The sequence below is a fragment of the Bacillus sp. LL01 genome, from assembly GCF_001037965.1.
The window spans coordinates 809,488-833,511 of the sequence record NZ_LFEL01000001.1; the positions used below are offsets into that span (position 1 = coordinate 809,488).

Consider the following 24,024-nt stretch of genomic DNA (forward strand, 5'->3'; position numbering starts at 1 on the left):
AGCCTATTATTTTATGCTATGAAAAATAAAAGACTTGGTTTCTACAGTGGCTCGCTCAAACTCCCAATCCCCATAAATTTCTATCTCTGAAAATCCTGCTTGTTGTAATGATCCATGAATTTCTTCTTGTGTTCGGAATCGTAATTGCATTTTTTCTTGAATCATTACTTCATCTGTACGTGCATTTTTGACAGTTTCATAAAAGGTATATACATCTTCCACAACCCCCTCATATTCTGTCCAAATTTCAAGCGGCTCACCATTTTCCTGGTTCGTTGCAAAATCAGGTGTCAGATCTTTTTCCCACTGTTCCCACTCTCTTGCTAATGGGTTACGTGAATCAAAGATAAAATGTCCTCCTGGTTTTAATGCTCGATATACATCTTCCATGACGCGTTGCCAACTTTTATCAGTAAGAAATACTTGCGCAACATTTGCTGTCATTATAACGGCATCAAACGCATTTGATTGTAAAGACGAACTATCTCCAACTATCCAAGTCACATCGCCTGGACACTCTTTATTTATCGCATATTCAATAGCTTCTTCATTCGGATCAACAGCTAAAATTTGATAGTTTGCTTTCGCAAAATGAGATGTCAATCTTCCTGTTCCACAGCCCAAATCAGCAATTATTTTAACATTTGCCTTTTTTAATAGTGCTAAAAAGAATTCATCATCCTTACCCCAACGATTAATTTGGTCATAAACTAACGGAATCATATATATACCTACTTTCTGAATTACAAAACCCTTAAATCTCTCATACTATCTCCAAGTATATAGCGTGAAAACCACATTAGATTCTGTTCCATAATAGCCATATTCATTCCTGGCTGGTCAGAACTATATGCCATTCCTTTAATAATAATTAATTCTGTATCAACTTCCATATCCTTTAATCCTCGATATAACTCATATGCATTTGGAATTGGAACTCTTGCATCCTTTTCACCATGCTGGATTAAGGTGGGAGTACAGGCTGATTTTATATATGTCATTGGTGATGTTTTAGAATATATCTCTGGATCATTCCATGGATTATTTCCTAAATGCACCCTGATGAAGTAAGGGATATCAGTATTTACATAATGGGAACTCCAATTAGTAATTCCACCGCCAACTGAAATAGCTTTAAATCTACTACTCAATGTAGAACAGAAAGCGGATACATATCCCCCATAGCTCCATCCCATAACCCCTACTCTATCTTTATCGACAATCCCTAGGTCAACTAGTTTATCCACACCTGATATAATATCACCGTAGTTAGCAATTCCCAGTTTTCTATAGTTCGCTTTTAAGAATTCATTACCATAACCAGAACTTCCCCTGTAGTTTGGTTCTAAAACCACAAAGCCTTTTTCGATAAACTGTTCAATAGGATATTTCTCGTTAAAACAGTCTGAAAATATCGGAAAGGATGCCCAAGCCGGACCACCATGGATCACCACCAATAAAGGATATCTTTTATTTGCGTCAAACTCTACTGGAGTTGATAAAACTCCCTCTATTTCATAACCATCACTACTATGCCATGAAATTATTTTCCTGTTACTTTTATGCTTTCCTTTGTTAAAGCTATTTTCATTCGTTATTTTTTTGTCGTCTAAATAGATTTCAAAGGTTTCATTTGTTAACGCCTTATTATAGGATATATGATTTCCATCCATTGTTATAGAAGCATCCATTATAAAGCTATCTACTTTTTCACTTAACATTTCTACAGTGCCATCCTCAGTTAGCAAGCCAATAAGATAATTAGTTTTATTCTGCCATCTAATTAAAATTCCTTTAGTTGTCCACCGTAGCGGAATAACTGTACTATCATAATCTATTAAAGGTTGAATTCTCTCTCCATTATTACTATCATAGATCTCTAATGTACTTTCTTGTATATGGGTCTTATAATAACCCTTCTCCTTTATGCTTGCTGAGTAACATATTTTGCTGCCATCAGGAGAAAAGCAAACGCTCCCTCCCAACAACTTATCTATATTCATCTTTTGTAGCTCTTCTGCTTTCAAATCTAGTATGTATAGATCTCCATTAATATAATCTTCCATATTGGGGCTTGGTGTAGCCATAAATACAGCCTTTTTCCCATCATTTGAAATATCAAACTCATGGATATGAAAATCCCCATTAGTTAGTTGAAGAACAGCACTATTTTCTTGTTCATTCATTTCATTTTCTATCACTTTTTCTATGTCAATGTAATGTAAACAATCATTCTGGTATTCCATACCTATATGGTGAAAATCCCCATATTGTTCCTTACGTTTCCTTATCACATCAGATTCGTTAGAAGGTGCCACATAATAAAAGCCCTTACCCATAGAATCCCATTTAAATTTACTGACCCCTTTTTTCTCATCAGTAATTTGAACCCTACTATTACTATCTATTGACTTAACAAAAATCTGATTTTTCTTATTTTCCCCTTCGCCAACTAGGCTAAGGTATGCAATATCCCTAGGATCTGAAGACCATAATGGGTATGTACTTTCTATATCTCCAGTTGTTAATGGGTAACTCTTCCCCTTATCTTTTTCATATATCCATACATGATTCCTATATTTGTTTTCTTTCCAGTTAGCCTTCCTCTTAACAAAAGCTACATTTTTACCATCATCACTTATGTTTGTACCTGATAAGGTTGATAATGAAATAATCTCTTCTATGCTTAGATAGGTTTTTTCATTCATTTTCATTAAATGTCTAGTCATCTCTACTTTTCTAACTATTTTTTATTTCATATTCTTCAATAAATCCTTTATCATTATCATTTAATTTACTCGGCAAATTACCTGCTGTGAAAAACTTCATTTCTATTGACTCGTTATAATCTATTTTCATATCCCCAGTGACATCTTTGGTATAATAAACGGCTGTTGCAGAATATAGTTCGTCCCCATTTGGAACTTTCAAGTAATATTTCACACCAGAATACACATTAAGCAATTTCAGATTTTCAACCACTAATCCTGTCTCTTCATAAACTTCTCTTTTCGCCACTTCTTCAAAGCTTTCTCCCAAATCCATTTAACCACCAGGCAATCCCCATTTACCATTTAGTCTTTTTTGGAGTAGTATTTCATTTTGATCATTTACAATGATAACAACAGATCCAGGCAAAATAACTGGTCTATGACCCACATACTGCCTTAAATATTTATAATATTCCATACGTACTTCCCCCTTTTGTACCGTCAAATCCTGTTAGAAACGCCAGATTGCTTTAAGGTTACTTATCTAATTGTCCTGTCCCAATCTTAAGTAAAGAGCAATTAACATGCTACAATTGCGCTAATTTTTGTTCTAGGATTGGGTTGGTAATTGAAGAACATCAATTGCTTAATACCAATTATTTCAAATATCGACCATTTACTCAATATATAATTTCACATAAAAAAGAAGCTTACCTTATTTCAGATAAGCACCCGTTGAGTAACTGACTATATTTGCTCTTCCTTATTTTTGCTTAGAATGGATTTTCCCTGGATATACGCGCCCTTATTCGGAATAAGCACCTTTGGAGGATTCCTTTACCATAACTTTGATAGTCTCTAAAGGATCATTCCATAATATTTAACTAATTCAATCAAATACTTCCCGATAATATTCCCTTAACTCAGCTGAATTATCTTTCCATTCAACTGGATGTCCGTTGACTATCTGGTGAAGTACATCCAGACACCTATGCCATCCTGCCGCTGTATTAACTGCCCATGAACCATCGTTAAAAGTATGGGTAAAGATCATTCGACAACCCTTATCCTCTTCCTGCAATGAAATGTTTATCAGATCATCAACTTCACGGAAACCAAATAAATATGGCTTTTCTAACTCTGTAATGGTGGCCTCATATGTCGTTCCTTCACCGTCATCGAAGGCAATCTTGCCACCAAGTCTGAGATCCATCACCCCTGTTGCAAAAGGGTACCATTGGGAGAAGTAACTAGGATTTGTAATGACACGGAAAACCTCTTCTGGTTTATGAGGAAAGAATCGTTCGAATTTTAAAGCATAACGACCGTTTGACTCATGTAGTGTACCATATTCATTCATCATTTCAACCTCCTTCTTTATATTCTTAAAGTCTTGCTATTCACGATAGGCTCAGAAAAAACATCAATAATACTTTTATAGTACCAAACATTTATATAACTAAAAAACAATAATAAAATCATTTTCGTGTTCTTCAACTAAATGACCCTATAATACAAAATGAGCACCGATTCTTCTTCAAGAATCCGCCCGGCTAATTGAATAACCAGAAAAAATGATTATAATAATTCTTTAAGTTCTCTACAAACCTCGTTAATTCCAATATGTGTTGTATCTATAATAATATCAGACCTTATTTCTAATAACGGTAATACTTTTTCAAAACTATCTAGAACCTCTTCTTTTTCTTTAGGGGTCTTACCATAATGATTAGATGTTCTTTTATTGATTCTTTCAAGCATTATGTTCAGGTCAGCCTTTAGAAGAACAACATAATCAAAGTATTTATAAAATTTCCCTTGATTAGAGTAACATCCTGAAATGAAAAGATGAGACTCTTTGTACTGCGCCAACAATTGAGTTATTTTATTCTCATCCCAGACTCTTTCTTCAATTCCCTCATTTATTACTAACTTTACGTAGTCATAATCCGTATCGACTACATTGTATCCCTCTTGCTCTAATTGTCCTAATGCACTTGAAGCCCCTACTCCAGATAACCCTGTAACAAAAATTATTGCCATAATGAGCCTCCAGTTAAATATCATATTTTTAAAACAATTAGAATTTTCAATATCAAGTGAAAAAAGAACTTCGAATAAGAAAAACATAGGGAGATTTCGTCTTCCTATGTTTTCATTCATATTATTTATCTGTTTGTTTTTGCTTTTTTTTCAAATACTCCGCACGTATTTTTTCAATTTGCTGCTTTTTATCAAATTTAGCAGGTGTCTGTTTTTCATGAAACTTTGTCACAGCTACCTTACCTTTTGTATCCAATTGATATTTCCCCACTTTGTTCACCTACTTTTCTTGTTTTTAAAGAGAATCTATTCAACAAATATAATATACCTTATTTTACTGAAGTAAACCTCATTACTTTATCAGCGTGTATTATCAATTCGTTCATTAATTATTCCTCGTAATTCATTTACCCTATCCATCATCGTTTGAGTGGCTTGCATTAAAAAGGAATCAAAAGCAATAAACCCATCCTGTGCATTAGTAGCTCGTTCATCTTTAATTTAATTTCAAATGCTTGTTGGGTAAAATTTTGCACATAATCATTTAAAACATCATCTGTCATATAAATCACATTTTCTTGCATTAGGTCATCTATATACCCAGCTTCATCAAACTCTAGAAACTGAATGACTTCTGGATCTATCTCATATTCGCAAATTAACTCCTGAAGATTCGCAGTCTTATTCAATTAAATGGCTCGATTGCTGAATAAGGAATAAACAGTATTCCCCCCTAATTATCTGCTGTACCTGTATCCCATAATAGTCCTATTCTATTCTAAACCACTGCTCTTAAAGTAAATAATCCCTTAATTTTTTTCATTCTATAACTCTAGCGAAATAGAGCCAGATTTTTAACTTCATTTAATTAAGAAAAGCGCTAACTCACAAAGTGAATTAACGCTTCCTATTTATTTGCATTTATTTTATAAACCGAATAAATCTCTTTTTACCAATTTGCAGGACTTCATCGTTCATTAGTACGCGGTCTAGTTCATCGATACTTAATTTTTCTTTGTTGATTTGGACTCCGTTTTGTTTAATTAAGCGCATGAATTCGCTTTTGCTTTTAACAAGTTCTTTTTCAACTAATTGTGGAATGATGGCTAGGACTGTTTCGGCTCCAATTTCGATTGATAATTCTGGGATGTCATCTGGTATTTCTTTTTTGCTAAAGGCGGTTTCATAGAATGTGATGGCTCTTTTCGTTTCAATTTCTCCGCAGTATAGGTTTGTAATGATTTCAGCCAATTTAAGTTTAATATCTCTAGGGTTTGCTCCTAGTTCTAATTGTTTGATCCACTTCTGAATCTCTTTCGGATGTTCATCCGTTGCTAGTTCAAAGTATTTTATAATGAGTTCGTCTGGAACCTCCATCACTTTTTTAAACATTACTTCGGCTGGTTCATTGACTCCGATGTAATTACCAAGACTTTTACTCATTTTCTCTACACCATCCAAACCTTCAAGCAATGGCATGAAGATGGCAACTTGTTTTTCTAATCCCCACTGTTTTTGTAAGGTGCGTCCCATAAGTATATTAAATGTTTGGTCTGTACCACCTAGTTCAATGTCTGCTTGAATTTCGACAGAATCGTATGCTTGCATTAAAGGGTAGAAAAATTCGTGAATGCCGATCGGCACTTGGTTGTTGTATCTTTTTTGGAAATCATCACGCTCTAATATTCTAGCCACTGATGTGGTGGCTGCTAGTTTTATTACTTCCTCAAAGGTAAGTTTAAATAGCCACTCACTATTGAATCGGACCGTCGTTTTTTCTGCATCTAACACTTTAAAGATTTGCTCACAGTATGTTTCTGCATTCAGTTTTACCTGCTCATCACTTAAGGCTTTGCGACCTTTTGCTTTTCCAGTGGGATCCCCAATACGCCCAGTGAAGTCACCAATAATGATGACAATTTCATGGCCAAGATCTTGCATTTGTTTCATTTTTCTTAGTACCACTGCATGACCCAAATGAATATCAGGGGCTGAAGGATCAAGTCCCAATTTAATAGTCAGGGGCTTCTTAGATTCATAGGACTTCTCTAATTTTCTCAATAGCTCTTCTTTGTTTACTATTTCTTGAGCACCCTTCATGATGATGGTCAATTGTTCTTCTGGTTTTACCAACATACTAACATCTCCTTGGAATATTATTTCTAATATTGCAAGCTCTATAAGAACCAAAGGAATAAAAAAAACGCCCTTTTGGATTAACCAAAAGGACGATTCATCTCGTGTTACCACCTTTAATTTATAAGCAATTCACATTGCCTACCTTTGAAAGTACAGTCATATGACGATACTTTAGCACATGATTACGGGTGCTTCACCGGTGTAGCCTACTCAAGTCTTCACTTTTCGGTACACAGCTCCAAGACGTATTCACAATCGTTCAACATGCACCTCTCATCAGCCGGTAACTTTCTGTCTGTTTACATGATTGCTACTCTTTCTTATCATAGCCTTTGTTCTTATACTCCGAAATGTTTAAAACAAATCTTCGTTATGCAGATATTAGTAGTTATTTTATCTGTTTATTTTCAAATGTCAATAGTTTTTATTTTTGCTTATAATACGTAATCCCCAACGCAAAGGCAAGCACAAGACCTTTCACTATATCCATCGCATAATAAGGTACGGACATCATGACGAGACCGTTTTGCAAGATTCCGATTAATACCGCACCGATAAATGTGCCGAACGCATTTGGCTTGCCTGCTCCTAGGACGGCAAAACCTATAAATGCGGCCGCAACGGAATCCATTAAGTATGGTGTGCCGGCATTGATTTCTGCTGTCATGATCCTCGAAGCAAGAACCATTCCGCCGATTGCTGCTAATAAGGCGGAAAATAAATAGGCCGCAACTTTGTATTTGTTTACTGCTATTCCCGAAAGCTTTGCTGCTTCTGGATTTCCACCGATGATGTACATGAACCTTCCGTGCTTGGTGTAGGTGAGGAAAATATGGACAACGACCACAATCGTTAGCATGATGACGATAATCCATGGGACCTGTCCAAATTTCTGAAATAGTGGGCTGATTGTTCCCGTTGCAAAGGATCCGTCAGCCATGACCATGTTTTGCGAAATCGTGGAGCCTTTTGTATAGGTCAATGCGATTCCTTGGATGATAAACATGGTGGCAAGCGTCATCAACATATCTGGAATCTTTAGCTTCACGATCATAAAAGAATTGAAAGCCCCTACTAACAGCGCTGCTGCTATTGCTGAAAAGATTGCCACTGCCGTATTTTGCGAAAACCAGACAAACATGGAAATAACGATGGCATTGGAAAGAGACGCAACCGACCCTACTGATAGGTCAAAGCCGTTAACTGTTAGGGAGATGGTGATCCCAATCGCAATAATGGTAACGATTGAAATGGACCTTAAAATATTGATAATATTATTGGATTGGATAAATGCTGGGTTCGCACTAGCAAACACGGCAATTAACACAAAAATGGTAATGATGGTTCCATATTTGTATAAGAAATCGAACAACTCAAAGCGGAAAGCCGGTTTGGCGTTCTCCTGCACTGGTATGTCAGTTTTCATTTCTTTGTCCCCCTGTTGAGAAATATAGAAGCTCTTGTTCGTCTGTTTCTGCGGTGGAAAGCTCTTTTGTAACCTCGCCGTCGTAAAGCACATACACCCTATTGGTCAGGCAGACAATCTCTGAAAGCTCGGATGATGCGTAAAGGATGGCTTTACCACGTTTTGCAAGTGCTGCAATCAGTTCAAAAATGTCCCGTTTGGCGCCTACATCGACCCCTTTTGTCGGCTCATCAAACATATAGATATCAGCATCGGAAACAAGCCACTTTCCGATGGCAATTTTTTGCTGATTTCCTCCTGAAAGGGTGTGAACACTTGTTTCGGATGATGGTGTTTTAATGCCTAATGCTTGGATGATCTCTTGTGATTTGCTTTTCTGTGCTTTTTTATCAAGGAAATGAAAGGCGTTGGTGAATGCATGGAGGTTTGCCGAAATTAAATTAGTTTGCACGGATTCGTAAAGGATGAGACCTTCCTTTCTCCGCTCCTCTGGAACAAATGCCATCCCATTCCGCACTGCTACATGGGGGCTTTTCACCTTGACCGTTTTCCCTTTAATTCGAATGATTCCAGTGGTTTTAGACGAGTCTCCGAACAATGCCTTGCACAGCTCCGTTTTACCCGCTCCAACAAGTCCAGCTATTCCCACCACTTCCCCTCCTTTTACGTGGAGGCTTACATCTTTCACTATTGTATGGTCGCTGAGTCCTTCTACTTCTAGTAGGGGCTCACCTAGAATTGGATTGTGTTCAGGAAATTTTTGCTCCAGTTTCTGACCCAACATCCACTCGACAATCTTTTCTGGGCTAAGATTTGCTATTAGATCCCGTTTTACTACATGTCCATTCCTCATAATCGTTATTTCATCACAGATTTCCACAATTTCAGGAATACGGTGAGAGATGAAGATAATCCCTACCCCTTCCTCTTTCAGCCGTTTGATAACGGAAAAGAGTTTTTTTGTCTCCCTATTGCCAAGAGGCGCGGTTGGCTCATCCAAAATCAGAAACTTGCAATCTGTTGAAATGGCCCTCGCCAGCAGGACCATCTGCTTTTCCGCCAATGACAGTGAGTTTACTAGACGCTTGGTTGAGATATTACTATTCAACTTCGCTAATTGTTTAGCTGCCTTCTTATGTATTTCGCTCCAATGAATCCATTGCTTGTTTCCAGCGTGCTGGACCGTCTCTTGCAGCATGATATTCTCCGCAACCGTTAGTGTCGGGATTAACGCCGCATCCACTTCCTGATAGACGATTTGTACCCCTGCCTTTTGGGAGTCAGTTGGTTTAGAAATAGAAAGTTGTTTACCTCCAAGTTTAATTTCCCCGGTAAAATGATCGTAAGCACCCGCCAGCACTTTCATCAAAGTTGATTTCCCCGCACCATTAGCCCCGATTAATGCATGCACACTACCTGGTTTCGCGGTAAAAGTCACATGGTCCAGAGCTTTCACTCCAGGAAACTCAATTGATATATCTTTCATTTCAAGTGTTGTGTTTGTCATTCTGCTCCCCCTTTCTTAAAACATACAAACACTCTCTCCTGATGAAGAGAGTGCCGTTTATTATTTTTTGTAATGCTCCTTCAACGTGTTCATCCACTCTTCTAAAAAGGCGTCCGACTCTCCCCAGCCTTCTACGACTGATGAAAGGTTGCCCATGTTTACCACTTCACTTGATTGTTGCAATTCTTCTTGAGAGATTAAGGAAGCTTCCAAGTCATATGTTTGCGGCGTTTCTTCCCCTGCAAGCTTTTTCGCAAGTAAGCGAAGGTTTACAGCACCAATCAATTTCGGATCCACAGCAGCTGTGTATTTCCAAGGGCTTCCTTCTGTACTGATTTCCTGAAGGTCCGCATTGGAAACATCTATTCCGTAAATCTTGATTTCTTCCCTGCCTGCCTCTTTCAACGCTCGAGCCGCTCCGACTGCGAAAGCATCCCATGTGGCAAAAATAGCATCAATACTTCCTTTAGGGTGCTTGTTCAACATTGCCGCAACCGCGTTCTGTGTTTGAACGGAAGTATCTGCCGCTGCTACCCCAAAGCGTTCCACTTCATTCAGACCAGGATTGTTTTCTAATGTATCCTTATACACATTGTTGCGACGAACCATCGGGGGGAAACCGTCTACCCACAGATACACCACATTCGCTTCCCCGTTAAAATCGTTGACCAATTGATCAAGTGCTAACGTTGCCAGCTCCTCATCATCTTGAGAAGTTAACGTAACTCCTTCAATGTTTGCCAGATCTCCATTGGAATCAAAGGTCACCACTTCCTTGCCACTGTCGACAAGTTGCTGAACACCTTCCACAGTTGCGGCGTCATCACCATGAGAAATGATAACCCCGTCATAATCTTGGTTAACTGTCTGATTAATTGCATCATGGAATTTCGCACTGTCCCCATTTGCAGTAAATACATCCACTGTAAATCCAAGTGACTCTCCTTCCTCTTTCGCTCCAGCTAAAAATTGCGCAGTATGATCATCTCCGCCAATCTTTCGGATAACCTTAATTTTCGCACCATCTCCATCTGCAAATTTCTCTGGTACATTCTCAATCGGCCCCGTAGGCTTACTGCTCGCGGCAGAATCGCCTCCTGCATTGCACCCTGTCAATAATAATGTTGCTGTAGTTAGTGCAACAATTCCCTTTTTAAAAAAGTTTCTGTTCATTCTTTTTACTCCCCTTTTGAAATTCTCTTTTTACTTTAATAAAATAAAAAAACCTCTCCAAGAATAGAGAGGTTTGAGCGCTAATTGAAAACAAAAAGACTTGTCCCTCTCTTATCTTTCAAAACATCACTGTTTTGCAGGATTTAGCACCAATTCCAAAACGGAACGGTTGCTGGGCGTCATAGGGCCAGTCCCTCTGCCACTCTTGATAAGAGATCGAAATATTTAGTTTATTAAAAGAATTAAGTATTACTTTACCGCCTTAAAGGAGAAGTGTCAATCCATTTTTCAAAAAAAATTTTATAATAGAAAAGCCCCACCCAAAAGGTAAGACTTTCCCATCATATATTATTTCGCAACTATATAAACACGAGTTTCATAAGGCTTCAATGTCAATTCAGACATACCCTTATGCGCAGTAACCTCATAGTTTTGAAGACGAAGGTCTGCAGAAGCTACTACAAGTTCTTCAAGATCTACCGTTACTTCTTCTTCACTCAAGTTACATAATACAACCGCTACCTTATTATCAAGCGTTCTTGTATAACCGTAAACTTGCGTATCATCTTCTAGGATAAGATTGTATTCGCCATAAACAAATACTTCTTCTTCTTTACGGATATTGATCATGTCGCGATAGAAGCTTAATACAGAATTCGGGTCGTTCCATTGTTTCTCCACATTGATGGTTTGGTAGTTTTCATTCACGCCCATCCATGGAGTCCCCGTTGTGAATCCACCGTTTGGCTCGTCGTTCCATTGCATTGGAGTACGGGAGTTGTCACGGCCTTTAGCCCAGATGATTTCCATCACTTTTTGAGCATGCTCTTCGCCTTTGGCACTCTCAATATCGTATAGGTTTTTCATGCCGACATCATCGTAGTCATTGATGCTGTCAAATTTCACGTTGGTCATACCAAGTTCTTGCCCTTGGTAGATGAAAGGAGTTCCTTGCATTAAGAAATACAACGCGCCAAGCGATTTCGCGCTTTCTACTAGGTACTCTTTATCATTACCCCATGTAGAAACAGAACGAGCCTGGTCATGGTTTTCAAGGAATAATGCATTCCAGCCATTCCCTTCCAACCCTTTTTGCCATTTCGTTAATGTTTTCTTCAGTTGAAGAAGGTCTACGCCGCCTTCTGTTCCTTTTTCCCAGAGACCTAGGTGTTCAAATTGGAAGATCATGTTGAACTTACCATTCTCTTCGCCAACCCACTCATCAGCTTGGTTCAGTTTCACACCGTTTGCTTCTCCGACAGTCATAATATCGTAGCGCGCAAACGTTTGCTCTTTCAATTCCTCTAGATGCTTTTGAATTCCTTCTACATTCATCATGTAGTCAAAAGATGGAACATAGTCTAAACCTTTTGGATTTGGCAAGTCCGGGAATCCAGGTTCTTTTCTGATATGCGAAATTGCATCTACACGGAAACCGTCAATCCCTTTATCCAACCACCAGTTGATCATATCGTACAATGCAAATCGAACATCTTTATTTTCCCAGTTCAAATCAGGCTGTTCCGTTGCAAAGATGTGCATGTAGTACTGCCCAGTTTTCTCGTCCAACTTCCAAGCGGGACCATTAAAAATACTTTCCCAGTTGTTCGGCTCTTTGCCATTTTTTCCATCTTCCCAAATGTACCAATCGCGTTTTGGATTGTCCTTAGATGATGCTGATTCAATGAACCACTTATGCTGATCAGAAGTATGATTGATTACCAAATCAATGATAAGCTTCATATCGCGGTTATGCACTTCTTCAAGCAACTCATCGAAATCCGCCATGTTCCCGAAGTCTTCCATGATATCTTGATAATCACTGATGTCATAGCCATTATCTACGTTTGGAGACTTATACATCGGACAGATCCAAATAACATCTATACCCATATCTTTTAAATAATCTAGTTTAGAAATAACTCCACGTAAATCACCAATACCGTCCCCATTGGAATCCATGAAACTTCTAGGATATACCTGATAGGCAACAGCTTCTTTCCACCAAATCTTTTTCAATCTTGATACACTCCCTTATTAACTACACTGAACTATGATAACGGTTGCATGTTTGCGTAACCGTTTGCACAAATCTATAAAAAAAATATCACTTGGATTAATTCCACTACTTTACTATACCATCTTTTTCACTAATTTCAACTTAATTTCTGATTTAGTTTATTCATGAAATGCTAGTAGATGGTAACACTAACTGGTAGGAATATATTAGGAGGAAACCAATGATGAAGTATATATGGATTTGCCTATTGGCCGTATCCCTTATATTGGCCCCGCTTCCCACTTACGCAGCACCGGACGAACTAACTAAAGCCGCTTTCACCAGGTACAATTCCTTATGGCTTTTTGACGGCATTAAAGAGGCTCCGATTCATGAGAACATTACTGTTGGTAAGTTTAGCTGGTCTTTTGATGGAAAATGGCTTGTGTATGAGGCAAAACAGCTAGATTCCGAATCCCCCGAATCAGAAATCTGGCTGTATAACGCCGAAACTAAGTCTTCTTCCAAGTTGAAAATCGTTGGTCATGATCCAATATGGAATCCTGTTGACCATACGCTTGCTTTCTTGACGGGCTCCATTCTTTGTGTAGTGGAGCTATCTTCCGGTACACCAGTGATTCATCAGCTAACTGGTGGCGTATCTAATTTTACCTGGGATGGTAAAGGTGTCAATCTAATAGCTTCAGCCAGCGCCGCCTTGTTTCCGGATGGATGGAGCCATCCAAGGCTTTACGAAGTCCATTGGGGAATCGAAAAGGAAGCGCATGAGATGGATATAAAAGTAACCCCTCTTCACACCGTTGGATCTCCACTGAAGTATGAAGACATTTCTATACTTGCGGTGGATGTGGAGAACTTCTCCTGGTCACATGACGGGAAAAGCTTAGCAATGGTGGTGGCGCCGACTGCTTCCTGGTCTGCAGACAGCAATATGCTCAGTGTGTATGTGAAAGAAAACAAGCTTTTCATTCCACTTGGGGAAATCTTGCTTGATTCCAATTGGATAAAGTGGGCTCCGACTAAGCCTCTTCTTGCCTCCATTCAGGGTGGTGGCCGCATGACTAGTGGCGGCGTTAAAAACAAAGTGCTGACGACAAGCACCATAATCCCAAATTATAAAAAGACACATACACCAAAAGGGTTTGCAGATGTGGATTTTGACTGGGTGGATGATGAAAAGATTGTGGTGGCACGTGGCAATGAAACAAGTGACAGTCCGAAAGAATTTAAGTCCTCTTTATATTTGATAGGTTTGAAGGAAAAAGAATCTGTAAAGATCTCTGAACCCCCAGAGGGCTCTTCTGACGGTGAGCCTGTGGTATTGAAGAAGGGTTCTTCGATGGCTTGGGTTCGGGAAGATGCAGATGGAAGAAGGCACATTTGGATGAGTAAGGCAGATGGGTCTGAGGGTCGGATGCTTGTGGAGAATGTGTTTGATGTGGTTTGGTTTGGGAAGTAGAGTGGTTGGTACATCGGACAAGTTCTGCAAATCTTCGGACATTTCCTTAATATCAACCTGATCTTAACTACCGAAACTGCTAAATCAATCCCGTCACACCAAAACATAACCAAGGAAAAATCCCGCCACCAAAGCGGGATTTTCACATTCTCTAAAATTACGCTCTTGAAACGTAAGAAGAATCAGTTGTATTGATGATCAATACGTCTCCTTCATTCACAAAGAACGGTACGTTAACTGTAACACCAGTCTCCATAATAGCAGGCTTGGAACCGCCGGAAGCTGTGTCGCCTTTGATACCTGGTTCTGTTTCAGCCACTTTCAGTTCTACTGTATTGGGAAGCTCCACACCAAGAGTCTCGCTGTGGTACATCATAATTGCAACTTCCATGTTTTCTTTCAAGAACTTCAATTCGTACTCGATTTGAGCTGCTGGAAGTTCCAACTGGTCGTAGGATTCATTATCCATGAATACGTGCATATCGCCATTTGCATAAAGGTATTGCATTTTACGGTTGTCTATTTGTGCTTTTGCCACTTTTTCACCAGCACGGAAAGTTTTTTCCTGGATGGCACCGTTACGTAGGTTACGTAATTTGGAACGTACGAATGCTGCTCCTTTTCCTGGCTTTACATGTTGGAAATCCATAACACGCCAAATGCCGTTATCCACTTCAATTGTTAAACCTGTACGAAAATCGTTTACTGAAATCATTTTTATAGTTCCTCCTAAAGCTTATGTAAAATAATGCACTAATCGTATTGTATCCTTGAGTGCCTCACTCTAGTCTACACCACGCTAGATACATTTTTACAAAATAATAAGTTCTTTTGTAGAGAAGGAAAGTGTTTCGTTACCTGTTTCTGTAACAATCGTATCGTCCTCGATACGCACTCCGCCCAATCCAGCAACATAAATACCCGGTTCTACTGTTACAACCATTCCAGGCTCTAAGACAGTATCCGATTTCATGGATAAAGAAGGTCCTTCATGTACTTCCATTCCAAGTCCGTGACCTGTAGAATGTCCGAAATACTCTCCGTAGCCTTTTTCCGTAATATAATCACGCGTAAGTGCATCCGCTTCACGGCCGGTGATCCCCGCCTTGATGCCTCTCATGCCTCTTAATTGTGCTTCCAATACGATATCATAGATGGTTCTCAGCTCATCGCTCGGCTCACCCACAGCAAGTGTTCTTGTAATATCAGAGTTGAAGCCTTTATAGTAGGCACCAAAATCAAGAGTTACAAACTCACCCTTTTCAATCACTTTATCTGAAGCGACACCATGTGGCAGGGCAGAACGGTAGCCGGAAGCCACGATAATATCAAAGGATGAAGAAACAGCGCCTTGCTTTCTCATGAAAAATTCTAACTCGTTGGAAACATCCAATTCCGTCAGACCAGGCTTGATGTATGTAAGTATGTGCTCAAAAGCTGCGTCAGCAATTTGTGTAGCTTCCTTTAATATCTTAATCTCTTGTTCACTCTTAATCAAGCGTAACTTTTCAATCCCACCTGAAACAGGGACAAGATCCGCTTTAATGGTTGTTTTATAGTTAAGATATGTGGAAAAAGTGACATGGTCCTGCTCGAAGCCAAGCTTGGCAACACCAAGATCTTTTACTACAGTTGCGATTTCGTCTACAAGTCCGCCTTTATGTTGGACTATTTCAAAGCCTTCGCATTGTTTGGCAGCCTGCTCTGTATATCTGAAATCTGTAATGAATACGGCTTTATCTTCTGTTACGATAGCCACACCTGCTGAACCTGTGAAACCTGTGATGTATTGACGGTTTTTCCCGCTGGTTACAAGTAATGCATCAATTCCGGAACCTTGAAAGCTCTCTCTAAGTTTTGTTAATTTTGTCATCTTGCTTTTCCCCCTTATTCTGATTCAATAATGCCATTAAAGCCAGTTCGTAACCGTAAAAGCCAAGGCCAATGATTTGGCCAGTGGTTACAGGTGCGGTGACGGATGTATGTCTGAATTCTTCCCGCTTATGTATGTTGGAGATATGTACTTCCATTACCGGTATGGTGATGCTAGCAATGGCATCGCGGATGGCATAGCTGTAATGGGTAAAGGCGCCAGGGTTCATCACAATCCCATCATAGCGACCTTCCGCATCATGGAGCTTATCTATAAGCTCTCCTTCGTGATTACTTTGAAAAGAATCCAGTTCACACGAATGATTTTTTGCGAATGTCTGAAGTTGCGCTTCCAGATCCTGCAATGTCTGACTACCGTAAACTGCGGGTTCCCTTAGTCCTAATCGGTTTAGGTTAGGCCCGTTAAGAACAAGTAAGCGCATTCTTGAGTCTCCTTTTCCTATGAAATTAACTAAAAACGACACCCGAATCCAAAAAGAAAAGAATGTCCAATTACTGAACATTCTATCACATTACGCTATTCCCTACTACTCATTCGACGAGGATTGTGCCTGTTGTTTCGAGCGCTGATCTTGGTTCTGCATTTCATTGTACTCAAAAGAGATGGAGTATCCAACAAAAACCCCGAACAGAATGTATAAGCATACATTTGTGACGTTCGTATCAAGTGTAAGTTCCATTACCGTCTTAATAGATGGAAACATGGGATTAAGGAGAAAGAAAACAAGTCCCCATAGTGCAATCCCATATACGATACCGATCCAGAACTGCTGGAATTTTTTTAGTATGGCTGCATAAATGAGGGCTGCCCCGATGCCAAATAACCCCAGGAGGATTACGCTGATAATATGGCCGAGCCAACCTTTTTTCCAATCCCCCAACGCCCAAGGCTGAAGTACGACATTCGGACTGATTTCGGTGAAGCTGAACATATAGGCAAAATAACCGATCATACTCCATAACACGCCACCAATAAATCCAGTAATGATGACTTTTGTCATAAAACTCATTGGCTCTTCTCTTTTGTTCTGTTCCAATTGCTTGTTTTCACTCATGATATGCTTCCTCTCTTCCACATTTATAAACATATCTTTCCATAAGAAAAGCAGAACCATACAAAAACAAATGAGTTTTTAAAACAAACAATCTCAAGGAGTAGAGGTTTTTTGAAGATTCGGGTAGAATATTAAGTAATAGAAATTTTTTCTTCTTAGAAAAGTTAGGTTGGTGCTAATATGTCAAAAGACTCAAAACCTGTTTATGGAGGACAGGCTGTGGTGGAAGGTGTAATGTTCGGTGGTAAACGCCATTACGTGACAGCAATTCGCAGAAAAGATGATTCCATTGAATACCTTCATGTACCAAGAAAATCAAATCCTACATTACAGTCTCTAAAAAAGATTCCTTTTATACGCGGGATTGTTGCCATAGTGGAAGCGGCCGGTAACGGATCCAAGCATCTGAATTTCTCCACGGAACGGTATGATGTGGATCCAAGTCAAGATGAGGAAGAGATTTATAACAAAAAAGAACCTTCCAAGCTGGAAATGATTTTAAGTGTAGCAGCAGTCGGAATTTTATCCTTTATTTTTGGAAAATTCATTTTCACCCTTGTGCCTGTTTTTTTGGCTGAATTGACAAAACCGATATTCCCCGGCGATTTTGCTCAGGTTTTAGTAGAAACAGTTTTTAAACTGATGCTTTTATTGGCATACATATACTTCATATCCTTCACCCCAATCATAAAAAGGGTATTTCAATATCATGGTGCCGAGCATAAAGTGATTAATGCTTACGAAAACGGGAAAGAATTAACTGTAAGCAATATCCAGGCTCAATCAAGATTGCATTACAGATGCGGTAGCAGTTTTATCCTGTTCACAGTTATTGTCGGATTCTTCGTGTATTTAACTGTACCGCTGGATCCTCTGTGGTTGCGAGTAGTCAACCGTCTAGCTCTTATACCTGTCGTTCTGGGAATTTCATTTGAAGTGTTACAGCTTACTAACAAAGTCCGTGATATTCCTGTTTTAAAAGTTTTAGGTTATCCTGGACTTTGGTTGCAACTATTAACAACTAAGGAACCAGCTGACGACCAAGTGGAAGTGGCCATCCTTTCCTTCAACAGACTTCTGGAGTTGGAGCAAGATTCAGAGAAAAAGATTACCGAAGAAATAGTATAAAAATCCGCAACAAGCCTTATCCTAGAAAATATACTATTAAAACAATCAGTTGTGGTAACCGTTGAAACAAGCATACTGGTTACCTGGGAGGTGGCGAAAATGAAAAGAAGCTATCGAAAACCGATATTCTATACCCTCGTTTCCTTAGCAGCTTTTTATTTAATCATTCAGTTATTCAGCAATCCAGGAGGGTTATTTACAAATCTTCTTCTAATTGTAGGAGGGGCAACCGTTTTTTACTTGATTTTTCGCTATTTCATCCAAGGAAAAATTGGAGGGAAAACGGATTCCAGGTATAGTAAGGCTGTCAAGCAATCGAAAAAAAGATATGCCTCCACAGCAAGTGCAAAGCCGAATGTAAGTCCTATTACAAGCAGGGACCGCGCAAGCTCCAAACCGTCCGTTCCAAAACGTAAATCCCCTTCCCATCTGACCGTCATTGAAGGGAAAAAGGGCAAAAAGAAAAACCGAGCTTTCTTTTAAATAGAGAAGCTCGGTTTTTTATTTTAGGCTGTTTTCGTAAACTTTGTTGCTATTTCGTATTTTTATAACAACCGTAATAATTGTTACTGTCGTGCTCTTTTCTTGGTTATTCGGAAAAACTGAATGATATTTTGAAAGTAGATAAACGGTAAAAAGTCCAAATGCCGACTTTTTACTAGTAAATAGCAACAATCTTTTAGAAAAGAGCTTTATTTTATAATGAGCTGGTTTCTAGCTGTTGATTGGAGGGTAGCGACAATCTTGAGGTCCGGGGAAAGCAACAGCGGTGTTTAACAGAACCATCCTAATAAAAAGCACATTTAGTAACACCACTTCATTAAAAAAGCCTCTGCTCTCTTCTTCCCAATCTCCACAAGCCCTCTTTTTCGCTCCTCAGTCAACGCAAATTCCGTAATCGCGATATGGTCCATTGGAATAAAGATAACATCCTTCTCGTGACGACTTGATATATGCTTCGCATCATGCGCATCCTTCATCGTTTCAAACAATGCGCCAAACATCGTGATGGCATTGTTAATCTGATTGACTGGACGATCCTCTTGTTTCGCGCTGAGCTGGATGCCGAGTACAGGTCGCACTTTCGGTATGCGATCATTATCAAAAAGCCAAATCGGGAAATTACTTAACACTCCTCCATCAACAAATAGATGTGTGACCCCTTTTCCCTTAATTTTAACCGGTTCAAAAAAGTAAGGAATGCTGCAGCTCAGCCTTACAGCTTTTGCAACAGAGAATTTCTTAGGATCAATATTATATTTCGGCAAATCATCCGGGAGGACAGCGATGGTACCACTGGTCAGATCGGAAGCAATAATTCTGAGCTGGTCCTTTGGAAGGTCTCCAAACGTCCTTATACCTTTGTCAGCAAGCTTCTGTTCTAGCCATCTCTCTAACACATCCCCTTTATACAATCCAAGCCTCCAATATAAAAGGAGCCACTTGGTAATCGGTGAAGGCAAAAAAGTCCTTCTTTGATCCAGGAAATTCATAATGTCGGTTTCATCTAGCATGTTATAGATTTCATTTGAGGAATAGCCTGCCGCTGTAAAAGCAGCAACTATGGAGCCCGCGCTAGTCCCCGCTAATCGCTGGAACTGCAAGCCCCTTTCCTCCACAGCCTGTAAGGCTCCGATAAGCGCAAAACCTTTAATCCCGCCACCAGAAAAAACACCATCTATCTTCAATGGAACCCCCTCCATCACACTGAACCGGATTTCTTCCTTTTACATCTTTAATAAGTAAGAGAGGGAAATATACCGAATAACCTTATTAATACAAAAAAGAGACAGACCTTATTGCCCGAAGGCCGGTCCATCTCCCTGATTATTCTCCGCTTTTCTTAATGAAACAACGGGAAAATACCTATTGATTTTCTTCATTCTGTTTTTGAATCGTCTGAAGTGCTTCCACACGCTCTTTTTCTTCTTCGAAGTATTGAACCAAGTCACCGATCCGGTCAATCGCATTCCAGCTTAAGTGATGTTCAATTCCTTCTACATCTTCGTAGATATTTTCTTCGTCCACACCTATAACACGTAAGAACTGCTCCAGCAGTTCGTGACGATATACTAATCGCTTACCGATTTTCTTCCCCTTGGAGGTCAGAACAAGTCCACGATATTTTTCATAGATTAAGTATTGATCCTTATCGAGCTTCTGGACCATTTTTGTTACAGAAGAGGGATGTACCGCCAATGCCTCGGCAATGTCTGATACTCGGGCATATCCTTTATCTTCAATCAACATGTAAATCTGTTCTATGTAGTCTTCCATACTTGGGGTAGGCATAATATCCCTCCATTTCCAATCCACGTACTAAGCCGTCATTTTAAATGATACCCTAACTTCCCTGGGTTGACAAGTTAGGGTATTGTTACAGGATGGCCTTTACCAACTACTTTATAAACGTATAGAACAATCAAACCTTCCCCGTGCTTTTCATATTCATAAGCGTTAAAAATCAGAATCTGCACGTTAACATTAATTTTTGTAAAAAAGAGCACACCCATAGGGATGTACTCTTTCCAGCTTAAACGCTTAGTTATTATAATCCACACTTCAGCTGAGCGCCGCAATCCGTACATGAATTGCATCCGCCAATTTCCTTAACAGTTCCAACACGGCAAACCGGACAAGTATTTCCGACTTCCGATCCGTATTGGACATTGGTGGAACGCAGATCGTTGATTGTTTCTACAAGCACAACCGGCTTTTTTACTACGTCTTCCATCTGGATCTGTTCGCTTGCTTCATCCATTGTGTTCTCTTCTGCTTTCAGCGTCAGCACTTGGGAGTCACGGCTACCATCCACATATACGGTACCACCCTTAGCCCCACCTTTGTATAGGCGTTCGTACACTTTTTTTACTTGATCAACCGTATATCCTTTTGGTGCGTTCACCGTTTTGGAAATGGAGCTGTCAATCCAATTCTGGATAATGCATTGTACATCGGCATGGGCTGACGGTGCCAATTCCATTGCAGAAATGAACCAGTTCGGCAGATTTTCTGCATCCGCTTCAGGGTTAGCATCCAGGTATTCTTGAACGATGTCCGCTTTTACTTCAATGAACTTACCTAGTCTTCCACTGCGGAAGTAAGAGAAGGAGAAGTACGGCTCAAGACCCGTGGAAACCCCTACCATCGTTCCAGTTGAACCAGTCGGTGCCACCGTTAACAAGTGAGAGTTACGGATACCTGATGTCAGGATACCCTCTTTGATATCTTCAGGCATTTTGCTCATGAAGCCTGTTTTAGTGAATGCTTGACGAAGACGATTTGTCTCTTCCTCAGTTGCACCTGTCAGGAATGGGAAGCTTCCCTTTTCTTTTCCAAGGTCAACAGATGCACGATAAGCTGTAACAGCTATCGTTTCGAACACTTTGTCTACCAGCTCGTTTCCTTTTTCGGAGCCGTATTCCGTTTCACAATAGATCAGAAGGTCATGCATCCCCATTACACCAAGGCCAACACGTCGCTCTCCCAATGCCTGCTTTTTATTTTCTTCGAGGAAGTATGGTGTCGCATCAATTACGTTATCCTGCATTCTTACGCCGACTTCTACTGTTTGCTTAAGCTTTTCAAAGTTTACTGTTTTTGTTTCCTTGTCCGCAAATTGAGCCAAGTTGACGGCTGCTAAATTACAGACGGAAAATGGTGCTAAGGGTTGTTCCCCACATGGGTTGGTTGCTACAACCTTTTGTCCGTATGCTTTTGCATTTGTCATATCATTGGCATTGTCGATAAAGAAGATTCCTGGCTCTGCAGAGTAAGTTGCACAGATATTGACTAGGTTCCAAAGCTCTTTTGCTTTGATCTTTCTGTACACTCGTACCTTATGGCCAAGTTTTTCCCACTCTCGAACGTCTCCAACCTCTGACCATTGTTCATTATAGATGGCCATTTCTTCTTTATCGTATGCTTCGACATCAGGAAAACGAAGATCGAAGTCTGCATCGTTCTCAACAGCATCCATGAACTCTTTCGTTAGAGTGATGGAAATGTTAGCACCTGTCAAAAATTCAGAGTTATGAACGGTGTAAGTACCGCCTACTTTCAGCTTCTGCTCTGCATCTTTGATGATGGCGTCTGTAAATCCACCGTAGCCAGGGATGTGCTTGAAGTTCGTAACAGATTGGTACATCGTGATTTCCTGGTCTGTCAACGGAGTGAACTTCAACTTGTCCTCTGCCGCTTTTTTGATACTTTCATCATTTGTATTTTCAATAAGGTAGCGTAGAATTCTAGGGTTTTGCATTTTGGAGATGATAAATTCTACGATATCTGGATGCCAGTCTGCTAACATAATCATTTGAGCTCCACGTCTTGAACCACCCTGTTCCACAAGATGTGTCAACTTTGCAATGTCATCCAACCAGGATACACTACCAGAGGATTTTCCGTTCACCCCTCTTGCAAGCGCGTTTCGTGGACGAAGCGTTGATCCGTTTGTACCAACCCCGCCACCGCGGCTCATGATTTCCATCACTTGTTTACGGTGTTCCGAAATTCCTTCACGGGAATCCTGTACGAATGGCATCACGTAACAGTTGAAGTAAGTTACATCTGTGTCTGCCCCCGCACCGTACAACACGCGTCCTGCAGGTACAAAGTTCATGTTGACCAGTTCATGATAGAACTTCTCAAACCATTCTTGGCGCTTCTCTTCTGTCGTCTCTACTGCTGCCAAGCCTTTAGCGTTACGTTTGGCAATCTGCTCGTAGAAAACTTCAAGCGGCTTTTCAATGACATCCAGGGAACGAACGACTACGCCCGTTTCTACTTCCCCTTGCTTAGTCAAAACTCCACGGTATTCTTCTTCAATTAATACGGAAGCTTTTTTGGTAGACCAGTCTATGTCTTGTATGTAACCAAGACCTCTTGCAGGGAATTTGGGATCTTCCTTTATCGTTAACACTACGAAGTCTCCAGCTGTAAGCGTTACTTTCTCAGTATCTTTGAATGCATAACGATCGAGCATGACCAGGCGGGAAACACCTTTGTGTGTAGTGGTCATGTCCTCTGTAATGGGGTGTACTTGAGGAAACAAGCCGATGTCCTTGTTCAAGCGTTCTACATTAATTTTTAGTTTGGTTTCATTTATCGCTATCGTCATTATTACAACTCCTCTAAAACTAGTAGTTCTACCAAAAATTACTTCTGTAAAATTTGTTTGTACACATAAGGTATCATATCTCCCCACATATTATCAATATATAGTATTTAAAATATTTTCGACACTACTATATATTGATTTTGCGCAGAAAAAATCTAAATTTGTCAAATTGTAAAAGCGTCAATTTCATGAGGAATATCAAGAGAAACGAAGATAATATTCTAATTTTCATTAATAATGACTTTTTTTGTCGCTTGCGCATTTTTACGAAATATAGCGAGGCTTATATATCAACGTTTTAAGAATATCCTTCCTTTTTGACGAAAAAAATTTTTATATTTATTTATTTGA

The 24,024-nt window shown here is 39.7% G+C and carries 23 protein-coding genes, 1 riboswitch and 1 other annotated feature; of the genes, 3 read left to right on the forward strand and 20 right to left on the reverse strand.

Annotated elements, in window-relative coordinates; translation table 11 throughout:
- Positions 1–6: 6 nt before the first annotated feature.
- The 13 genes from AB685_RS04135 to AB685_RS04190 form a co-directional block, all read right to left on the reverse strand.
- On the reverse strand, positions 7–723 hold the full coding sequence (locus AB685_RS04135; RefSeq protein ID WP_047969239.1) for a class I SAM-dependent methyltransferase: 717 nt from the start codon (positions 721–723) through the stop codon (positions 7–9).
- A gap of 20 nt (positions 724–743) precedes the next feature.
- A complete protein-coding gene (locus AB685_RS04140) occupies positions 744–2,714 on the reverse strand; it encodes a prolyl oligopeptidase family serine peptidase (RefSeq protein WP_047969240.1) in 1,971 nt (656 codons plus the stop codon).
- Positions 2,715–2,739: 25 nt separating this feature from the next.
- Positions 2,740–3,045: an NUDIX domain-containing protein gene (locus AB685_RS04145; protein ID WP_241773237.1), complete on the reverse strand. Its 306-nt coding sequence runs from the start codon at positions 3,043–3,045 to the stop codon at positions 2,740–2,742.
- Positions 3,046–3,189 carry a hypothetical protein gene (locus tag AB685_RS32015; protein ID WP_241773238.1) on the reverse strand — a complete coding sequence of 48 codons (144 nt, stop codon included), beginning with the start codon at positions 3,187–3,189 and terminating at the stop codon, positions 3,046–3,048. It abuts the gene before it with no gap.
- A 411-nt stretch (positions 3,190–3,600) separates the two neighbouring features.
- Positions 3,601–4,071: an SRPBCC family protein gene (locus AB685_RS04150; protein WP_047969241.1), complete on the reverse strand. Its 471-nt coding sequence runs from the start codon at positions 4,069–4,071 to the stop codon at positions 3,601–3,603.
- Between the two features lie 218 nt (positions 4,072–4,289).
- Positions 4,290–4,754, reverse strand: coding sequence for an AAA family ATPase (locus tag AB685_RS04155; RefSeq protein WP_047969242.1), 465 nt, complete (start codon positions 4,752–4,754; stop codon positions 4,290–4,292).
- Between the two features lie 121 nt (positions 4,755–4,875).
- Positions 4,876–5,010, reverse strand: coding sequence for a hypothetical protein (locus AB685_RS32335; RefSeq protein WP_277814275.1), 135 nt, complete (start codon positions 5,008–5,010; stop codon positions 4,876–4,878).
- A gap of 184 nt (positions 5,011–5,194) precedes the next feature.
- Positions 5,195–5,443: a hypothetical protein gene (locus tag AB685_RS04165; protein WP_047969244.1), complete on the reverse strand. Its 249-nt coding sequence runs from the start codon at positions 5,441–5,443 to the stop codon at positions 5,195–5,197.
- Between the two features lie 232 nt (positions 5,444–5,675).
- Positions 5,676–6,890, reverse strand: coding sequence for a tyrosine--tRNA ligase (tyrS, locus tag AB685_RS04170; protein ID WP_047969245.1), 1,215 nt, complete (start codon positions 6,888–6,890; stop codon positions 5,676–5,678).
- An 85-nt stretch (positions 6,891–6,975) separates the two neighbouring features.
- Positions 6,976–7,229, reverse strand: a binding site (T-box leader).
- Positions 7,230–7,317: 88 nt separating this feature from the next.
- Positions 7,318–8,319, reverse strand: a complete 1,002-nt coding sequence (locus tag AB685_RS04175; RefSeq protein WP_047969246.1) for an ABC transporter permease — start codon at positions 8,317–8,319, stop codon at positions 7,318–7,320.
- Entirely contained in the window at positions 8,309–9,826 is a 1,518-nt protein-coding gene (locus AB685_RS04180; RefSeq protein ID WP_047969247.1) for a sugar ABC transporter ATP-binding protein, read from the reverse strand. The genes AB685_RS04175 and AB685_RS04180 overlap by 11 nt, the downstream gene beginning before the upstream one ends.
- Before the next feature lie 60 nt (positions 9,827–9,886).
- Positions 9,887–10,999: a sugar ABC transporter substrate-binding protein gene (locus tag AB685_RS04185; protein WP_047969248.1), complete on the reverse strand. Its 1,113-nt coding sequence runs from the start codon at positions 10,997–10,999 to the stop codon at positions 9,887–9,889.
- A 108-nt stretch (positions 11,000–11,107) separates the two neighbouring features.
- A riboswitch (SAM riboswitch) is annotated at positions 11,108–11,214 on the reverse strand.
- 133 nt (positions 11,215–11,347) lie between these two features.
- Positions 11,348–13,018: an alpha-glucosidase gene (locus AB685_RS04190; protein WP_047969249.1), complete on the reverse strand. Its 1,671-nt coding sequence runs from the start codon at positions 13,016–13,018 to the stop codon at positions 11,348–11,350.
- A 221-nt stretch (positions 13,019–13,239) separates the two neighbouring features.
- Here AB685_RS04190 and AB685_RS04195 point away from each other — a divergent pair, with 221 nt between their 5' ends.
- Positions 13,240–14,478 (forward strand): hypothetical protein, encoded by a 1,239-nt coding sequence (locus AB685_RS04195; protein WP_047969250.1) that lies wholly within the window; start codon positions 13,240–13,242, stop codon positions 14,476–14,478.
- Between the two features lie 157 nt (positions 14,479–14,635).
- On the opposite strand, the gene efp is transcribed toward AB685_RS04195, so the two are convergent.
- From efp to AB685_RS04215, 4 genes are all read right to left on the reverse strand, one after another.
- Entirely contained in the window at positions 14,636–15,193 is a 558-nt protein-coding gene (efp, locus tag AB685_RS04200; protein ID WP_047969251.1) for an elongation factor P, read from the reverse strand.
- A 96-nt stretch (positions 15,194–15,289) separates the two neighbouring features.
- Positions 15,290–16,351 carry a Xaa-Pro peptidase family protein gene (locus AB685_RS04205; RefSeq protein WP_047969252.1) on the reverse strand — a complete coding sequence of 354 codons (1,062 nt, stop codon included), beginning with the start codon at positions 16,349–16,351 and terminating at the stop codon, positions 15,290–15,292.
- Positions 16,329–16,793, reverse strand: a complete 465-nt coding sequence (gene aroQ / locus AB685_RS04210) for a type II 3-dehydroquinate dehydratase (RefSeq protein WP_047969253.1) — start codon at positions 16,791–16,793, stop codon at positions 16,329–16,331. Before aroQ ends, AB685_RS04205 begins: the two co-directional genes overlap by 23 nt.
- Positions 16,794–16,898: 105 nt before the next feature.
- On the reverse strand, positions 16,899–17,426 hold the full coding sequence (locus tag AB685_RS04215) for a YqhR family membrane protein (RefSeq protein ID WP_047969254.1): 528 nt from the start codon (positions 17,424–17,426) through the stop codon (positions 16,899–16,901).
- Positions 17,427–17,606: 180 nt separating this feature from the next.
- Here AB685_RS04215 and AB685_RS04220 point away from each other — a divergent pair, with 180 nt between their 5' ends.
- Positions 17,607–18,554 carry a DUF1385 domain-containing protein gene (locus AB685_RS04220; protein WP_047969255.1) on the forward strand — a complete coding sequence of 316 codons (948 nt, stop codon included), beginning with the start codon at positions 17,607–17,609 and terminating at the stop codon, positions 18,552–18,554.
- A gap of 99 nt (positions 18,555–18,653) precedes the next feature.
- Positions 18,654–19,037: an SA1362 family protein gene (locus tag AB685_RS04225; RefSeq protein WP_047969256.1), complete on the forward strand. Its 384-nt coding sequence runs from the start codon at positions 18,654–18,656 to the stop codon at positions 19,035–19,037.
- A gap of 320 nt (positions 19,038–19,357) precedes the next feature.
- On the opposite strand, the gene AB685_RS04230 is transcribed toward AB685_RS04225, so the two are convergent.
- From AB685_RS04230 to AB685_RS04240, 3 genes are all read right to left on the reverse strand, one after another.
- Positions 19,358–20,242, reverse strand: a complete 885-nt coding sequence (locus AB685_RS04230; protein ID WP_047969257.1) for a patatin-like phospholipase family protein — start codon at positions 20,240–20,242, stop codon at positions 19,358–19,360.
- A gap of 178 nt (positions 20,243–20,420) precedes the next feature.
- Positions 20,421–20,846 carry a transcriptional regulator MntR gene (gene mntR / locus AB685_RS04235; RefSeq protein WP_047969258.1) on the reverse strand — a complete coding sequence of 142 codons (426 nt, stop codon included), beginning with the start codon at positions 20,844–20,846 and terminating at the stop codon, positions 20,421–20,423.
- A 256-nt stretch (positions 20,847–21,102) separates the two neighbouring features.
- A complete protein-coding gene (locus tag AB685_RS04240) occupies positions 21,103–23,673 on the reverse strand; it encodes a vitamin B12-dependent ribonucleotide reductase (protein WP_047969259.1) in 2,571 nt (856 codons plus the stop codon).
- Between the last annotated feature and the right edge of the window lie 351 nt (positions 23,674–24,024).

Bases quoted from the DNA above. Each gene is read 5' to 3' on its own strand.
- AB685_RS04135 (WP_047969239.1), bottom strand. From the start codon at position 723: ATGATTCCGTTAGTTTATGACCAAATTAATCGTTGGGGTAAGGATGAT.
- AB685_RS04140 (WP_047969240.1), bottom strand. From the start codon at position 2,714: ATGAAAATGAATGAAAAAACCTATCTAAGCATAGAAGAGATTATTTCA.
- AB685_RS04145 (WP_241773237.1), bottom strand. From the start codon at position 3,045: ATGGATTTGGGAGAAAGCTTTGAAGAAGTGGCGAAAAGAGAAGTTTAT.
- AB685_RS32015 (WP_241773238.1), bottom strand. From the start codon at position 3,189: ATGGAATATTATAAATATTTAAGGCAGTATGTGGGTCATAGACCAGTT.
- AB685_RS04150 (WP_047969241.1), bottom strand. From the start codon at position 4,071: ATGAATGAATATGGTACACTACATGAGTCAAACGGTCGTTATGCTTTA.
- AB685_RS04155 (WP_047969242.1), bottom strand. From the start codon at position 4,754: ATGGCAATAATTTTTGTTACAGGGTTATCTGGAGTAGGGGCTTCAAGT.
- tyrS (WP_047969245.1), bottom strand. From the start codon at position 6,890: ATGTTGGTAAAACCAGAAGAACAATTGACCATCATCATGAAGGGTGCT.
- AB685_RS04175 (WP_047969246.1), bottom strand. From the start codon at position 8,319: ATGAAAACTGACATACCAGTGCAGGAGAACGCCAAACCGGCTTTCCGC.
- AB685_RS04180 (WP_047969247.1), bottom strand. From the start codon at position 9,826: ATGACAAACACAACACTTGAAATGAAAGATATATCAATTGAGTTTCCT.
- AB685_RS04185 (WP_047969248.1), bottom strand. From the start codon at position 10,999: ATGAACAGAAACTTTTTTAAAAAGGGAATTGTTGCACTAACTACAGCA.
- AB685_RS04195 (WP_047969250.1), top strand. From the start codon at position 13,240: ATGATGAAGTATATATGGATTTGCCTATTGGCCGTATCCCTTATATTG.
- efp (WP_047969251.1), bottom strand. From the start codon at position 15,193: ATGATTTCAGTAAACGATTTTCGTACAGGTTTAACAATTGAAGTGGAT.
- AB685_RS04205 (WP_047969252.1), bottom strand. From the start codon at position 16,351: ATGACAAAATTAACAAAACTTAGAGAGAGCTTTCAAGGTTCCGGAATT.
- aroQ (WP_047969253.1), bottom strand. From the start codon at position 16,793: ATGCGCTTACTTGTTCTTAACGGGCCTAACCTAAACCGATTAGGACTA.
- AB685_RS04215 (WP_047969254.1), bottom strand. From the start codon at position 17,426: ATGAGTGAAAACAAGCAATTGGAACAGAACAAAAGAGAAGAGCCAATG.
- AB685_RS04220 (WP_047969255.1), top strand. From the start codon at position 17,607: ATGTCAAAAGACTCAAAACCTGTTTATGGAGGACAGGCTGTGGTGGAA.
- AB685_RS04225 (WP_047969256.1), top strand. From the start codon at position 18,654: ATGAAAAGAAGCTATCGAAAACCGATATTCTATACCCTCGTTTCCTTA.
- mntR (WP_047969258.1), bottom strand. From the start codon at position 20,846: ATGCCTACCCCAAGTATGGAAGACTACATAGAACAGATTTACATGTTG.
- AB685_RS04240 (WP_047969259.1), bottom strand. From the start codon at position 23,673: ATGACGATAGCGATAAATGAAACCAAACTAAAAATTAATGTAGAACGC.